Here is a 15275-nt window from a genome sequence, read left to right on the forward strand (position 1 = left end):
ACTCATGAGCAAGAAAGTACGCCTCGGCATCATCGGCCTGGGCCAGCAGGGCGGCGCCTACGCCCAGTTCATCACCGACGGCCTGGTCCCGAACATGGTGATCGGTGCCATTTGCGACACCGACCCCGCGAAAAAGGAACTGGCGGCCGCCAGGTACCCCGACGCACCCTTCTACGACGACTACATCGCCATGCTGGAAAGCGGCGACGTCGACGCGGTCGTGACTTGCGTGCCGCACTTCCTGCACCCGGAAATGGGGATCGAGACCCTCAAGCGCAACCTCCACGCCCTCGTGGAGAAGCCGGCCGGCGTGTACACCAAGCAGGTCAGGGAGCTCAACGAATTTGCCGCCAGCAAGCCCGAGCTGTCCTTCGCCATCATGTTCAACCAGCGCAACAACCCGCTGTACCAGAAGCTGAAAGAGATCGTCGACGGCGGCGAGATCGGCGGCATCCGCCGCACCAACTGGATCATCACCAACTGGTGGCGCCCGCAGGGCTATTACAACTCCAGCGAATGGCGCGCCACCTGGGGCGGCGAGGGCGGCGGCGTCCTGGTCAACCAGGCCCCGCACCAGCTGGACCTGTGGCAGTGGATCTGCGGCGTGCCGAAGTCCGTGTACGCCAAGGTTGCCTACGGCTTCCGCCGCGACATCGCCGTGGAGGACGAAGTCACGGCCGTCGTGGACTACGGCAACGGCGCCACCGGCGTCTTCGTCACCGCGACGCACGACCTCGTGGGTACCGACCGCTTCGAGATCCTGGGCGAGAAGGGCAAGATCGTGGTGGAGAACAGCAAGACCGCCACCGTGACCCGGCTGAAGAAGCCCGAGCGTGAACTCAGCGACGGCATGGGCATGGACGATGTCCGCAAGCTCTTCATGGGCGAGCTGAACCCCGGGGAGTACTACACCACCGAGGTCATCGAGTTCGAGTCCGCCTGGGGCGCGCAGCACTCCGGCGTCCTGGCGAACTTCGCCGCCAACATCCTGGACGGGACGCCGCTGCTGGCCCCGGGATCGGACGGCATCAAGGGCGTCCGCCTGGCCAACGCCATCCACCTCTCCAGCTGGACCGGCACCGAGGTGGCGCTGGACTTCGACGAGGACGAGTTCCTCGCCGAGCTGAACAAGCGCATCGCGGAGGAAGGCAAGTTCCCCGAGCGCTCCTAGCCCACCCGCCCCAGTCGCGGCAGGGGCCGTTTTGAGCGCTCAAAACGGCCCCTGCCGCGAGCCGGTTGGGTTGTTTCCTCGTTAGGATGGGGCGGTGACTGAACCCAAGACGCCGGACGCTGCCGCAACAACAGAGCCGGCCAAGAAGCATTCCCGGTCCGGAAAGTCCCACGCCACCATCTACGACATTGCCAAGGTTGCCGGCGTCAATCCTTCCACCGTCTCACGGGCGCTCAGCAAGCCCGGCCGGGTCAGCGCCAAGACGCAGAAACTCATCGAGGACGCCGCCGCCGAGCTGAACTACCAGGTCAATCCGTTCGCCCGCGCGCTGCCCACGGGCCGCACCAACACCTTCGGCCTGATCGTCGCGGACATCACCAACCCCACGTTTTTCGACATCATCCGCGGGGCGGAAACGACGGCCACCCTGAGGGACTACACCCTGGTGCTGGCCGAGTCGGCCGAGTCCGGCGTCACCGAACTGACGGCAGCACGCCGGATGATGGCCACCGTGGACGGACTCATCCTTGCCAGCCCCCGCATGGACGACGACGATATCCGCGCCATCGCCCGGGACAAGCCGGTGGTGGTCATCAACCGCGAGGTCGACGGCGTGCCGTGCGTTGTTCCCGACGTCAACAAGGGCATCAGCGAGGCCGTCCGCAGCCTGGCCGCCAACGGGCACCACAAGGTTGCCTTTGTTGCCGGGCCGCCGCAGTCCTGGATGTCCGCGCGCCGCTGGGAAGGCGTGCAGGCGGCCTGCGAATGGTCCCGGCTCGAGGCCGTGCGGCTGGAATCCGCCAAACCCACCGTCGACGGCGGCCGCCAGGTGGCGCGCGACGTCCGTGCCAGCGGGGCCACAGCCGTGCTGACCTACAACGACCTCCTGGCCATCGGGCTCATGCAGGAACTCCAGGCCGCCGGCATGGTAGTCCCGGACCAGATCAGCATCGTGGGCTTTGACGACATCTTCGGGGCGGATTTCACCACGCCTCCGCTCACCACCGTGCGCTCGCAGCTGGGGGAGTGCGGCTCGGGCGCCGCCACGCTGCTCCTGGATCTGCTGCACGGCGATCTCCCGCGCAGTGATCTCCCGCGCAGCGCGGGGGAACCTGCCGCCACCCTGCGCGTCGAGACGGAGCTGGTGCTGCGCGGCTCGAGCGGGCGGCTGCTGCCCGCGGGCTAGCCACGCCTGGAGGGCCACCCGCAACTTGGTGGCAATTTTTGGCAACCGGTTGACAAATGCCGGAGGCAAGCCGGACCATTGATCTATGTCACAGTCGATTGCCGCCAACCCAGACCGGCTCCTGCCCGCGGATCCCGGAACGCGCAGCATTGCGCGCGACCTCCTGCAGCGCGTCCAGGACCTCCCCATCATTTCCCCGCACGGGCACGTTGACGCCGCGGTCATCGAGCACAACAGCCCCTTCCCGGACCCGGCAGCGCTGCTGGTCAGCCCGGACCACTACGTCACCCGGCTGATCCACGCCAGCGGCGTCCCGCTGGACCGGCTGCGGGGCTCGGCCGCGGCGGAGCCGGACTCCCGCACGGTCTGGCGCGAGTTCTGCAAGGCGTGGCCGCTGTTCGAAGGCACGGCCTCCGGCTACTGGCTCCGCACCCAGTTCAGCGGCGTCTTCGGCCTCCGGCAGGAGATCAGCGCCGAGACCGCCGATGCCAGCTACGATGCGATCTCCGCCAAGCTGCTGGAGCCCGGCTTCCGTCCCCGCCAGCTCTTCAAGGACTTCAACATCGAGGTGCTGGCCACCACGGACGACCCCCTGGACAGCCTCGCCAGCCACGCGGCGATCGCCGAGGACCCCACGTTCCACGGCCGCGTCCTGCCCACCTTCCGCCCCGACGCCTACCTCAACATCGCGCACCCCACATGGTCCGCGAACGTGGACCGGCTCGTCGCGGCAGCGGGCGACGGCGCCACCGGCTATGCCGGCTACATCACCGCCCTGGAAAACCGGCGTCGCTACTTCGTGGACCATGGCGCAGTCTCGGCCGACCACGGCGTCCGGACCCCGGCAACGCTCAAGCTCGACGCCGGCGACGCTGCCAGGCTGTTCGACCGCGCCCGCTCGGGCCAGGCCACGGCGGCCGACCGCGACGACTTCGAAGCCCACATGATGTACCAGATGGCCCGGATGTCCGTGGAGGACGGCCTGGTCATGACCATCCACCCGGGGTCCTACCGCAACCACCACGAACCCACGTTCAACGCCTTCGGCGCCGACACCGGCCACGACATCCCGTTCGCCGTCAACTACACCGAGGCGATCCGTCCGCTGCTGCAGGACTTCGGCACCGCCAAGGACTTCCACCTGGTGCTCTTCACCCTCGATGAGACCGTGTTCTCCCGCGAACTCGCGCCGTTGGCAGGCTTCTACCCCTCCGTCTACCTCGGCGCCCCGTGGTGGTTCCTGGACGCACCCGACGCGATGCTGCGCTTCCGCTCGGCCGTGACCGAAACCGCAGGATTCTCCCGCTCGTCCGGCTTCATCGATGACACCCGCGCCTTCTGTTCCATCCCCGCGCGCCACGACGCCTCCCGCCGGATCGAGGCCTCCTTCCTGGCGCGGCTGGTCGCGGAACACCGCGTCAGCGAGGACCGCGCCCATGAACTGATCGTCGACATCGTGGACGGCTCACCCCGACGGGTGTTCAAACTGTGAGCGTCGAACAGCACACCGGGGCCCCGGCCGGCGTGGAACTTCCCCAACTGAGCCGCCGCCTGCGCCCCGGCGCCAAGGCACCCGTGCGGATCATCCACCTGGGCCTGGGCGCCTTCCACCGCTCGCACCAGGGGTGGTACACCCACCAGGCGTCCGACGCCGCGGACTGGGGCATCGCGGCCTTCACCGGCCGCCGCCCCGACGCCGCCCTGGCGCTGGCCGAACAGGACGGGCTCTACACGATCGTGAACCGGGCCGACGGCGGCGACTCCTTCACCGTTGTCAGCAGCATCGTCGAAGCCGTGGACGGGGCGGATGTGCAGCGGCTCGCGGAGCTGGTCGCCGCGCCGGCCACAGCGGTGATCACCCTGACCATCACCGAGGCGGCCTACCGGCTCCGCGCGGACGGGCAGCTTGACCGCACCGCGCCCGACGTCGCCGCCGACCTTGCGCTGCTGGCGTCCGGCAGCGGAAGCCCGGCGACGCCGCTGGGCCGGCTGGTGCTGGCCCTCGCGGCCCGCCGGGCTGCCGGGTCGGGACCGCTCGCCGTCGTCTGCTGCGACAACCTTTCCAACAACGGCACCGTCGCGCACAACGCCGTGGCAGGCATGGCCGGGGCCTGGGACGCAGGCCTGGCCGGATGGATCGACGCCAACGTCAGCTTCGTCAGCACCTCGGTGGACCGCATCACTCCCCGCACGACGGCCGCGGACATCGCCGCCGTCCAGGCCGCGTGCGGCTACCGCGACAATTCGCCCGTGGTGGCCGAGCCCTTCTCCAACTGGGTGCTCAGCGGGGAGTTCCCCGCCGGGCGGCCGCGCTGGGAAGACGCCGGTGCCGTGTTCGTCGCCGAGATCGAGCCGTACGAGAACCGCAAACTCTGGCTCCTGAACGGCGCACACTCCCTGCTGGCCTACGCCGGGCAGCTGCGCGGCCACACCACCGTGGCTCAGGCCCTGGCGGACCCGCTGTGCCTGCGGGCCGTTGAGAAGTTCTGGGACGAGGCGGAGGCAAACCTGTCCGGACCGGAGGGACATGCCGCGGACCTGCAGATCCCGGCCTACCGCGCCGCCCTGCTGGAGCGATTCGGCAACGCCCGGATTGCCCACCACCTCGCACAGATCGCGGTGGACGGCAGCACGAAGCTGCGGATGCGCGCCATTCCGGTGCTGCGGGCCGAGCGTGCCGCGGGCAGGCCCGGCGCGGCGGCCGCGCTCATGATTGCCGCCTGGATGGACTACAGCGCCGCCTCCGCCGCGTTCCTGGATCCGCTGGCCGACGAGGTGGCCGCAGCCAACCGGCTCGCGGGCGCCGAGCGGACCCGTGCCTTGCTGGCCCTGGTGGATCCTGCCCTGGCCGGAGACAGTTCCGCCGTGGACCTCATTGAAGGCTTGCGCGGAACGTTCGGGGAGCAGGCTGTCTCCCCGTAACGCCCTGCGTGCGAGGACTGCTGCCCGGCCCCCGACCATGGGGAGCCGGGCAGCAGTGTTTGGATGAACTTTCACTAAAATTATGGCAACCGCTTGCCATTTGATTGCCAAGTGATTAGGATTACAGCAAGAGCACAAACCGGCCCCGCGGCCGGACCCCAAAAAACACTCCCCGGCACTGCCCGCAAAGACGCGATAGGACCTCCCAATGCTCAAGCCCCAGGCCAGCGAAACCCGCGAGATCGTCAATCTCGACGGCCTGTACCGCTTCAAGGTCGACTTTGACCGCTCAGGCCACCGGGACGAATGGTTCAAGGCGCCCCTGGAAACCGGGCTGGAAATGGGCGTCCCGGCCAGCTACAACGATGTCTTCCCCGACAAGGCCGTCCGGGACCACGTGGGCTACGTCTGGTACCAGCGCGACGTCCGGGTCCCGCGCGGCTGGGCGGGGGAGCGGATCCACGTCCGCCTCGACTCGGCCACCCACGAGGGCATGGTGTGGGTGGATGACACCCTGGTGGCCCAGCACACCGGCGGCTACATGCCTTTCAGCGCGGACATCACGGACCACGTGACACCGGGGCAGGTCTTCCGCCTGACGGTCTCGGTCAACAACGAGCTCACGCAGGCCACCATCCCGCCCGGCACCATCACCGTCACCGGGGACGGCCGCCGCCAGCAGAGCTACCTCCACGATTTCTACAACTACGCCGGCCTGCACCGCAGCCTCTGGCTCTTCAGCACCCCCGCGGTCACGGTCGATGACATCACCGTCGTCACCGGCTTCGAGGGAACCACCGGCAGCCTCGGCTACACGATTGCCACCGCCGGCGGGACCGGCAGCGAAACGGTCACCGTTTCCCTCCGCGACGCCGACGGCGCCGAGGTCGCCCGCGCCGACGTCGTGCTCTGGAAGCCCGGCGCCGCCTACCTGTACAGCCTCACCGCGCAGATCCGCGACGGCGGCCGGCTGCTGGACAGCTACACCCTGCCGGTCGGCGTCCGCACCGTGGAAGTCAGCGGCAAGGAATTCCTCATCAACGGCGAACCGTTCTACTTCACCGGCTTCGGCATGCACGAGGACCACGTGGCCATCGGCAAGGGCCACAGCAACGCCCAGATGGTCAACGACTTCCAGCTCCTGGACTGGGTGGGCGCCAACTCGTTCCGGACCTCGCACTACCCCTACGCCGAGGAAGTCATGGAGTTCGCGGACCGGCACGGCATTGTGGTGATCGACGAAACCGCCGCCGTCGGGCTGCACCTGGGCTTCGGCGCCGTCTTCGGCGGCATCGCCAAGAAGACCTACGTCGACGGCGGCGTGGACGCCAACACCGGCGCCAACCACCGGCAGGCGATTACCGAACTCGTCGCCCGCGACAAGAACCACCCCTCGGTCGTGATCTGGTCGATCGCCAACGAACCGAACGGTTCCGAGGAGGGCGCCCGCGAGTACTTCGCACCCCTCGTGGAGCTGACCCGCAGTCTGGACCCCACCCGGCCCGTCGGCTACGTCAACGTCCTGTTCGACACCCCGGACAAGGAACTGCTCGGGGAGCTGTTCGACGTGATCATGCTCAACCGCTACTACGGCTGGTACGTCGACAACGGCGACCTCGAAACCGCCGAACAGCACCTCGAGAAGGAGCTGCGCGAATGGGAAGCCAAGTACGGCAAGCCCATGATCATGACCGAGTACGGACCGGACACCATGCCCGGCTTCCACTCCATCTATGAACAGCCCTGGAGCGAGGAATACCAGGCAGCGTTCCTGGCCATGTACCACCGGGTCTTCGACCGGGTGGACGCCATGGCCGGTGAACAGGTCTGGAACTTCGCGGACTTCCAGACCTCCAACGGCATCATGCGCGTGGACGGCAACAAGAAGGGCGTCTTCACCCGGGACAGGCGGCCCAAACCCGCCGCCTATGCCCTGCGCCAACGGTGGACGGCACTGGCCGGCACCAAGAACAGCACCTCCAAGGCGTAGGCCTTACCGCACATTTTTCGCCGGACCCAGGTCCGGCAACGGGTAAAGGAGCCCAATCATGAAAAAGCTGAACAAGCTCAGCATCGTCGGCTATGGCGCCGGCGACGCCGCAAACAATCTGGCCTTCACCACCGCCACCATGTTCCTGCTCGTGTACTACACGGATGTGGCCGGAATCTCCGCCGCGGCCGCCGGCACCCTGCTGCTGGTGGTGCGGATCTTCGATGCCTTCGCGGACGTCTTCGCCGGCCGCGTGGTGGACCGGACCTACAGCAAGCGGTTCGGCAAGTTCCGTCCGTTCATCATGTTCGGCTCCATCCCGTTGCTGCTGCTGAGCGTGGCCACCTTCTCCATCCCTGAGCTCGGCGAATCCGGCACCCTGCTCTACGCCTACGTCACGTACGCCGCCCTGGGCCTGGCCTACAGCCTGGTCAACATCCCCTACGGCTCCCTCGCCAGCGCCATGACCCAGGACCCGGCGGAACGCGCCAAGCTCGGCTCCGCCCGGATGATCGGCGCGCTGCTGGTCGGCTCCGCCCTGGGCATCTTCGTGGCCCCGCTGATCAAGCCCGGCGCCGACCTGCAGGCAACCTTCACCACCATCACCCTGTCCTTCGTCGTCATCGGCGCGGCCCTGTACTTCTTCACCGTCCTGACCGCCAAGGAGCGGGTCTACCGCGCCGTCCCCAACGTCACGTTCAAGCAGAGCATGGACACCCTCAAGGGCAACCGGCCGCTGCTGATGCTGTGCCTGAGCTCCTTCTTCTTCCTGACCGGCTACCTGGCCCTCACCTCGGTCCAGCTCTACTACCTCCGCGATGTCCTCGGACGGCTGGACCTGTACCCGGTGCTGTCCATCATCCAGCTCGTCCTCACCTTCGTGCTGGCCGCCTTCATGCCCAGGCTGGTCCGCAAGCTCGGCAAGAAGCGGGTCTACATCCTCTCGTCGCTGCTCACCGTGATTGGCGGCGCCGTCGTCTTCTTCACCCCGGCCCAGCCAGGTCTGGATCGGTTTCACCGGCCTGGTGGTCAGCCTCGTGGGCGTCCTCGCAGTCAACATCGTGGTGTGGGCCCTCGAAGCCGACACGGTCGAATACGGCGAATGGAAGACCGGCGTCCGCACCGAGGGCATCACATACGCGCTGTTCTCCTTCACCCGCAAGACCGGCCAGGCAGTCGGCGGCGCGCTCGCGGCCTACGCCCTGGCCCTCGGCGGCTACAAGTCCGGCGCCGTCCAGACGCCCGACGCCGTCTTCGGCATCCAGCTCGCCGCCGGCGCCCTGCCGGCGGTCATGACCATCCTGGCCGTGATCGTCATGGCCAAGTACACGCTCACCGACACCATGCACGCCCGGATCCTCACCGAGATCCAGGCCCGCCGCACCGGCGGCGACGGATCGTCGGCCGGCGACCGGCCCTCCGATTCCGACGGCGCCGCCCCCGCCGTTTCGCCCGGCGCGGCGCCGTTGGTGCCGGGCAATTAAGACATCCCCGTTAGAGCAGATAAGGACCTGTTGTGAAAATCATTGCCGCTGAAGTGTTCGTCACCAGCCCCTCCCGGAACTTCGTGACCTTGCGGATCACCACCGAGGACGGTGTGACCGGGATCGGGGACGCGACCCTGAACGGGCGCGAGCTGGCCGTGGCCGCGTATTTGAAGGAGCACGTCGCGCAGCTGCTGATCGGCAAGGACCCGCACCGGATCGAGGACACCTGGCAGTTCCTGTACCGGTCCTCGTACTGGCGCCGCGGGCCGGTCACGATGGCCGCGATCGCCGCGGTGGACATGGCGTTGTGGGACATCAAGGGCAAGCTCGCCGGGATGCCGGTCTACCAGCTCCTGGGCGGGGCGTCCCGGAACGGGCTGCGCGCCTACGGGCACGCCTCCGGCGCGGACCTGCCCTCGCTCTTCGACTCGGTCCGCGAACACCTGGAGCTCGGGTACAAGTCGATCCGGATCCAGACCGCGGTCCCCGGGATCAAGGCCGTCTACGGCGTCGCGGCCCAGGCCCAGGCCTCCGGGGAGCGGTACGACTACGAACCGGCCGGGCGCGGCGCGTTCCCGCAGGAAGAGGACTGGGACACCCGCGCCTACCTCCGCCACCTGCCGGGCGTGTTCGAGGCGGTCCGGAACGAGTTCGGCCCGGAAATCCCGTTGCTGCACGACGGGCACCACCGGATGACCCCGATCCAGGCCGCGAAGCTGGGCAAGGCGCTGGAACCCTACGACCTGTTCTGGCTCGAGGACTGCACCCCGGCCGAGAACCAGGAAGCCCTCCGCCTGGTCCGGGCGCACACCACCACCCCGCTGGCGATCGGGGAGATCTTCAACACCGTCTACGACTACCAGGCCCTGATCAAGGAACAGCTGATCGACTACGTCCGGGCCGCGTCCACGCACTTCGGCGGGATCAGCCCGCTGAAGAAGGTCATGGACTACGCCGCGCAGTACCAGATCAAGTCCGGCTTCCACGGCCCCACCGACATCTCCCCGGTCGGGTTCGCCGCGCAGCTGCACGTGGGCCTGGCGATCCACAACTACGGGATCCAGGAATACATGCAGCACTCGGAGGCGACCAACGAGGTCTTCGAACAATCCATGACGTTCACCGACGGCTACCTGCACCCGGGCGACAAGCCCGGCATCGGCGTCGAATTCAACGAAGAAGCCGCCGCCGCGTTCCCCTACCAGCAGGCCTACCTGCCCTACAACCGCCTCGTCGACGGCACCGTCCATGACTGGTGATCCGGCCATGAAAAGTACCCCGGCCACGACCGGTGACCCGGCCACGACCGGTGAGCTAAAGCCCGCCGGTCCCGGCCGCCGCCACCTCGTGGTGATGGGCGTGACCAGCTGCGGCAAAAGCACCGTGGGCGCGGCCATCGCCGACCGTCTCGGCGCGGAATTCCTCGACGGCGACTCGCTGCACCCGCAGTCGAACATCGACAAGATGGCCTCGGGTACCCCGCTGGACGACGACGACCGGGCACCCTGGCTGGCCGAGATCGGCAGGCGCTTCGCGGCGTCGGACTCCGGCCTGGTCATCGCGTGCAGCGCGCTCAAGCGTTCCTACCGCGACATCATCCGCAGCGGGGACTCCTCCGTGGTGTTCGTGCACCTGCACGGGACCCGGGAACTGCTCAGCAGCCGTATGGCCGCGCGTCCCGGGCACTTTATGCCGCTCTCGCTGCTGGATTCGCAGCTGGAAACCCTGGAAGAACTCCAAACCGACGAAGCGAGTGTTGTAGTGGATATCGCCAGGCCAGTGAACCAGATCGTTGACGACACCGTTGCGGCCCTTGACGGGCTGCAGGACGGGGCCACCCGGTTCCTGGTGGACCTGAAGGCCGCACCGTTCAACCTCGACGATGCCGCGATTGCGTGGGTGGAGTCCACCATCGGCTCCATGTCGGACGAGGAAAAGATCGGCCAGCTGTTCATCAACCACAACAACGACTACTCCCCGGAATACCTCGACGGTGTCCTGGAGCAGTACCACGTGGGCGGCATGCGGTACCGGCCGGGGCCGTCGGCCGAGGTACAGGAACACATCCGCTACGCGCAGTCCAAGACACGGGTGCCGCTGCTGATCGCGTCGAACCCCGAAATGGGCGGCGCCGGCAGTTGCGACGACGGGACGTTCGTCTCGACCCACCTGCAGGCTGGCTCGCACCCGGACAAAGGCATCGCCCGCCAGATGGGACGCGTTGCCGGGGTGGAGACAGCCGCGCTGGGCTGCAACTGGGCCTTCGCGCCCATCGTGGACATCCACTACAACTGGCGCAACACCGTCATCTCCACCCGGGCCTTCGGCAACACCCCGGAAATCGTGGTGGAACGGGCCAAGGAGTACTTCGACGGCATCAGCGAATCGCCCACAGTGTGCGCCATGAAGCACTTCCCCGGTGACGGCCTGGACGAACGCGACCAGCACGTGGTCACGTCCTACAACACGTTCGGCTACGAGCAGTGGAACCAGACCTACGGGCACGTGTACCGGGAGATGATCGGGCACGGCGTGCAGTCCATCATGGTCGGGCACATCGGTGCGCCGGACCTGTCACGGCATTTCCGCCCCGGCCTTGCGGCGCAGGACATCCTGCCCGCGACCCTGGCGCCGGAACTCCTCCAGGACCTGCTGCGCGGCGAGCTCGGCTTCAACGGGCTGATCCTCACCGACGCGTCCCAGATGATCGGCCTCACCCAGGCCATGAAGCGCAGCGAGCTGGTCCCGGCCACCATTGCGGCCGGGTGCGATATGTTCCTGTTCTTCCGGAACCCGGCCGAGGACTTCGGGTACATGCTGGACGGCTACAAGTCCGGGATCATCACCGAGGCGCGGCTGAATGACGCCCTGCGCCGGATCCTGGCCCTCAAGGCCTCGCTCGGACTGCACCTCAAGTCCCGGGAGGCCCTGGTTCCGCCGGCGGAGGCGCTGGCACGGATCGGCAGCGAGGCGCATTTGGCCATCGCCGCCGAGGTTGCGGACAAGACCGTCACCCTGGTGAAGGACACTGCGCAGAACCTGCCCATCACCCCGCAGACGCACAAGCGGATCCGGCTGTACGGCATTTCCGGCGGCGCGGACTTCACCATGGCGGATCCTCTGGCCTACCTCGATGTGGTGGCCGGGGAACTGGAACGGGCCGGTTTTGAGGTGCACCTCTTCAAGACGGCGGCGCAGCGCAAGGCGGCAGGGGAGGAAGGCGTGAATTTCATGTCCGTCATCTCCGAGGAAGCCACCGGGGACTACGCGGACAAGTATGATGCCGCGTTCGTGTTCGCCAATGTGAAGGGCTTCGCGCAGGAGGCCGCGATCCGGATCAAGTGGTCCACGCCGATGGCCGCCGAGATCCCCTGGTACACCACCGAGGTCCCCACGGTGTTCGTCTCGCTCAACCAGCCGAACCACCTCATTGACGTGCCGATGGTCAAGACCGCCATCCACGCCCACGCGGGCACGCCGGCAGCCATCCGGGCCGCGATCGAGAAGATCCAGGGCAAGTCGGAGTTCCAGGGCACGTTCAACGAGAACGTCTTCTGCGACTCCTTCGACACCCGGCTCTGAACCACGCTGCGTTCCTGACCTGACGCGGCGCAAAATACCCTGCGCTACGGGGATTCCGGTAGCGCAGGGTATTTTGCGCCGCGGACGCCCGAAACCGGCGCGAAAACCCCCTCCCGCGGCACCCCTCGCAGGCGTAGCGTGGGGCCATGGAGAAGACCGGATGCGCGGTGGTGGGCGGTGGACCTGCGGGGATGATGCTGGGCTTGCTCCTGGCACGGGCCGGGGTGCGGGTGACGGTGTTGGAGAAGCACGCCGATTTTCTGCGCGACTTCCGCGGCGACACCGTGCACCCGTCCACCATCCGGCTCATTGACGAACTCGGACTCGGCCAGGAGTTCCGCCGGCTGCCGCAGAGCCGCCTGAAGAATGTCGTTTTCCCGGTCCCGGGCGGGGCGGCCGTGACCATGGGCGACTTTGACGCCCTGCCGCCGCCGTACAACTACATCGCCATGATGCCGCAATGGGATTTCCTGAGCTTCCTCGCCGACGCCGCGGCCCAGGAGCCGGGGTTCACGCTACTCATGAGCCACACCGCCACGGGCCTGGTTCGCAACGGAGGCCGCGTCCGCGGAGTCCGCTTCCGGACCGCCGACGGCACGCAGGACGAACTCCTGGCCGACCTGGTGGTTGCCACGGACGGCCGCCATTCCGTGCTGCGCACCGCGGCCGGGCTGGCGCCAAAGGAGTTCCCGGTGCCCTTCGACACCTGGTGGTTCAGGCTGCCCCGTTATCCCTCCGAAACGGGTGAGGTGGCCGGGCTCGTGCCGGCGTTCGGCCCCGGCGAGGCGCTGCTGGCCCTGTTCCGCAACGACTACTACCAAATGGGCTACCTCGCCGCCAAGGGCGCCGACGCCCGGATCCGGGCAGAAGGCGTCGAGGGCTTCCGACGGCGGGTCGCGGCCCTCCGCCCGGACCTTGCGGACCGGGTTGACGCCATCGCATCCCTCGATGACCTCCACTGGCTGGACGTGCGCCTGAACCGGCTGCACTCGTGGCACATCAACGGGCTGCTGTTCATCGGGGACGCCGCGCACGCGATGTCCCCGGCCGGAGGCGTCGGAATCAACCTCGCCATCCAGGACGCGGCAGCCGCCGCCGAGTACCTTGCCCCCGCGCTGCTCCGGGGCCGGGTGACCACGGCAGACCTGGAGAAAGTCGAACGACGGCGCCGGCTGCCCACCGTCATTGTGCAGAGCGTCCAACGGCTCATGCAACACGCGATCTTCGGCCCGATCCTGACCGGGAAGCGGACAAAATTTCCGGCCGCGGCACTCTTCTTCGCCCGGCACGTTCCGGCGTTCCGCACGATCATTCCCCGCTTCATCGCCTTTGGTCCGCGCCCCGAGCACGCACCGGCCTTCGCGCGGCGTGCCGAACCCCAGCCGCAGCCCTAGCCGCACAGGGCGCCGGCCTCACCCCGTCGATTGCTCCGTAACCGCCCTTTCGAGCCTCCAATAGGGCGTCTACGGAGCAGCGGATAGGGGTCAGCCGTGCTGCGTGAGGTAGCCGATCAGGCCCTTGACGGTGGCGACCGCAGGGTAGTCGCGCTCGGGAATGTCCACGCCGGTGGCTTTGTCGATGGTTTCCACGAGCCGCAGGAAATCCAGCGAATCGAGTTCCAGGTCCTGGCGCAGCCGGGCGTCCTCGTCGACGTCGTCAAACTCGACGTCGGGTGCCACCTCGCCGATCGCGGCGTGCACCGCCGCCCGGGCGTCCTGTTCGTTCATGGTTCCTCCGGTCTCATAAGTGCTCAGGTTCCTGTAACAGCTCGTTGATCCGGGCGAGGTAGCGGGCGCCGCGCAGTCCGTCGCTGACCCGGTGGTCTGCCGAGAGCGTGGCGATGGCAGCGTACCGGACCCCGAGCAGCCCGTTCTCGGCCCAAGGCTGTTCCATCACGCGGCCGAGGCCCACCATGGCCACCTGGGGCGGGTAGATTACGCCGTAGACACTGTCCACGCCGAGATCTCCGAGGTTGGTCACGGTCAGAGTCGGGTCGGCCATCTCGGCGCGCTGCAGTCGCCCGGCTCGGGCCCGGCTGACGAGATCCCGCAGCTGCTCCATCAGTACGTCCAGGGGCAGGGTCTCGGCGTCGTGGATCGCGGGGGCCACCAGGCCGCCCCGGCGCAGGGCCACCGCGACGCCCAAGTGCACCGCCGCGCTGGGCCGGAACCCGCCGTCGTCATAGAAGCCGTTGACCTCGGGCACATCCCTTGCCGCGAGTGCCGCGGCCTTGAGCAGGAGCGCCGATGGGACCAGCCGGGCGGCCACGGGCCGGTGCGCGTTGACGGACTGCATCCATGCAACGGCGGCCCGCAGGTCCAGCGTGGTGCTGAGGTAGTAGTGCGGGATGGTCTGCTTCGAGCGCGTCATCAGGGCGCCGATGGCGCGGCGCAGGCTGGTCACCCGCTCGCGGGCCTCCTCTGCCGGCGCCCTCCCCTTGGCCGGCGATTCCGGCGCGGATGCGACCGGACCGGGCTCCGGGGGACCGGGCTCCGGGGGACCCGGCGTTGGAACATTGGCTGCAGCGCCCTGCACGTCGGCCACTGTCACGGCACCGTCCGGACCGGTGCCGGTCACGGTCGAAAGCCCGATCCCGAGCTCCGCCGCGAGCCGCCGGGCCCGCGGTGAGGAACGCACCCTGCTTGTGCCACCGGCCGCCATTGCGTGTTCCACGTCCGCTCGGGTGATGGCGCCGTCTTTGCCGGTGCCTTGGATCTTTCCGGTGTCCACGCCCAGCCGGTGTGCCAAATGCCGCACCGGTGGCGCGATCGGGGGGCCTAGGGCAGGGCCGGGCGCTTCCGGATGTTGCGGTTTGACCGCGTGGGCCTTCGTGGGCGCCCGCGGTGTGGGCGCCTCGTGCGCCGGAGACCCGACCTCCGCAGGGGTCTGGGTGATCCGGGCCAGCGGGGTTCCCACCGGAACGGTTTTCACCGATGC

Annotated in this window: 11 protein-coding genes and 1 pseudogene; 10 read left to right on the forward strand and 2 right to left on the reverse strand. The window is 68.1% G+C overall.

Annotation, left to right across the window (positions count from 1 at the left end; genetic code table 11):
* Nucleotides 1-4: 4 nt before the first annotated feature.
* The 10 genes and pseudogenes from ABH915_RS02960 (at nucleotide 5) to ABH915_RS03005 (ending at nucleotide 13732) form a co-directional block, all read left to right on the forward strand.
* The gene (locus tag ABH915_RS02960; protein ID WP_370117606.1) at nucleotides 5-1171 is read left to right on the forward strand and encodes a Gfo/Idh/MocA family protein; all 1167 of its coding nucleotides are present in this window, start codon (nucleotides 5-7) and stop codon (nucleotides 1169-1171) included.
* Nucleotides 1172-1265: 94 nt separating this feature from the next.
* Nucleotides 1266-2357: a LacI family DNA-binding transcriptional regulator gene (locus ABH915_RS02965; protein ID WP_370117609.1), complete on the forward strand. Its 1092-nt coding sequence runs from the start codon at nucleotides 1266-1268 to the stop codon at nucleotides 2355-2357.
* A gap of 85 nt (nucleotides 2358-2442) precedes the next feature.
* On the forward strand, nucleotides 2443-3849 hold the full coding sequence (gene uxaC / locus ABH915_RS02970) for a glucuronate isomerase (RefSeq protein ID WP_370117612.1): 1407 nt from the start codon (nucleotides 2443-2445) through the stop codon (nucleotides 3847-3849).
* Entirely contained in the window at nucleotides 3846-5279 is a 1434-nt protein-coding gene (locus ABH915_RS02975) for a mannitol dehydrogenase family protein (protein ID WP_370117615.1), read from the forward strand. Before uxaC ends, ABH915_RS02975 begins: the two co-directional genes overlap by 4 nt.
* Before the next feature lie 208 nt (nucleotides 5280-5487).
* Nucleotides 5488-7269 carry a beta-glucuronidase gene (gene uidA / locus ABH915_RS02980; protein WP_370117617.1) on the forward strand — a complete coding sequence of 594 codons (1782 nt, stop codon included), beginning with the start codon at nucleotides 5488-5490 and terminating at the stop codon, nucleotides 7267-7269.
* A gap of 139 nt (nucleotides 7270-7408) precedes the next feature.
* Nucleotides 7409-8206 (forward strand): annotated as a pseudogene (locus ABH915_RS02985) (glycoside-pentoside-hexuronide (GPH):cation symporter); the annotation flags it as partial.
* Between the two features lie 100 nt (nucleotides 8207-8306).
* Complete coding sequence (locus ABH915_RS02990) at nucleotides 8307-8753, forward strand: MFS transporter (protein ID WP_370124919.1); 447 nt, start codon at nucleotides 8307-8309, stop codon at nucleotides 8751-8753.
* A 32-nt stretch (nucleotides 8754-8785) separates the two neighbouring features.
* Entirely contained in the window at nucleotides 8786-10015 is a 1230-nt protein-coding gene (gene manD, locus ABH915_RS02995; protein ID WP_370117620.1) for a D-mannonate dehydratase ManD, read from the forward strand.
* Nucleotides 10005-12338, forward strand: a complete 2334-nt coding sequence (locus tag ABH915_RS03000) for a gluconokinase, GntK/IdnK-type (RefSeq protein ID WP_370117623.1) — start codon at nucleotides 10005-10007, stop codon at nucleotides 12336-12338. Before manD ends, ABH915_RS03000 begins: the two co-directional genes overlap by 11 nt.
* 146 nt (nucleotides 12339-12484) lie before the next feature.
* Nucleotides 12485-13732, forward strand: coding sequence for an FAD-dependent oxidoreductase (locus tag ABH915_RS03005; RefSeq protein ID WP_370117625.1), 1248 nt, complete (start codon nucleotides 12485-12487; stop codon nucleotides 13730-13732).
* A 90-nt stretch (nucleotides 13733-13822) separates the two neighbouring features.
* Here the strand turns inward: ABH915_RS03005 and ABH915_RS03010 are convergent, their stop codons facing one another.
* Together ABH915_RS03010 and ABH915_RS03015 are read right to left on the reverse strand one after the other, a co-directional pair.
* A complete protein-coding gene (locus tag ABH915_RS03010) occupies nucleotides 13823-14065 on the reverse strand; it encodes an acyl carrier protein (protein WP_018776149.1) in 243 nt (80 codons plus the stop codon).
* A 13-nt stretch (nucleotides 14066-14078) separates the two neighbouring features.
* Complete coding sequence (locus tag ABH915_RS03015) at nucleotides 14079-15269, reverse strand: 2-oxo acid dehydrogenase subunit E2 (protein WP_370117628.1); 1191 nt, start codon at nucleotides 15267-15269, stop codon at nucleotides 14079-14081.
* Nucleotides 15270-15275: the final 6 nt, after the last annotated feature.

This window comes from Arthrobacter sp. MW3 TE3886 (genome assembly GCF_041262145.1).
In the GTDB taxonomy this organism is placed as follows: Bacteria; Actinomycetota; Actinomycetes; order Actinomycetales; family Micrococcaceae; genus Arthrobacter.